The organism is Grimontia marina (assembly GCF_900060185.1).
Lineage (GTDB): Bacteria > Pseudomonadota > Gammaproteobacteria > Enterobacterales > Vibrionaceae > Enterovibrio > Enterovibrio marinus.
Genome location: NZ_FIZY01000283.1, coordinates 1 through 536 on the forward strand (window position 1 = coordinate 1; position 536 = coordinate 536).

The 536-nt window shown below is 51.3% G+C and carries 1 protein-coding gene; it reads right to left on the reverse strand.

Annotated features, from left to right (window positions below; translation table 11 throughout):
• Nucleotides 1–536, reverse strand: a 536-nt coding sequence (locus GMA8713_RS26435; RefSeq protein WP_198159622.1) for a dihydroxy-acid dehydratase domain-containing protein, incomplete at both ends; no start/stop codon positions are given.

Here is a 536-nt window from a genome sequence, read left to right on the forward strand (position 1 = left end):
CTGGGCCTGCAAATTTCAGGCTACCTTCATCAACCCCTGCTGTCTTGACAATACAGCCGTCAACGGCAATGTTGCCTGATAGGACGGCTAGGCCACCATCTTGGCTAAAAGCATGCTCTTTGGTGCGAATACAGCCTTCTTTGCGATCGTCATCGAGGCGATCCCAGCGGCATTGTTGTGAGAAGGCGTTAGTGGTACGAATACCCGCAGGACCGGCACGGAAAAAGGTTAAGACGTCTTCATCTTGGGTTTGCATGATGTCGTATTGAGCCAACTGCTCTTTCATCGATAAACCCAACACGGTGTGAGTTTGATTATTGATGAGGCCTGCGCGATCCAATGCCACAAGAAGCGCCATCACACCACCCGCGCGGTGCACATCTTCCATGTGATATTTTTGAGTCGATGGCGCGACTTTACACAGATGAGGTACGCGGCGTGACATGCGGTCGATATCACCCATGTAAAAATCGATTTCACCTTCTTGAGCGCCTGCTAATAGGTGCAATACGGTGTTGGTTGAGCCGCCCATGGCA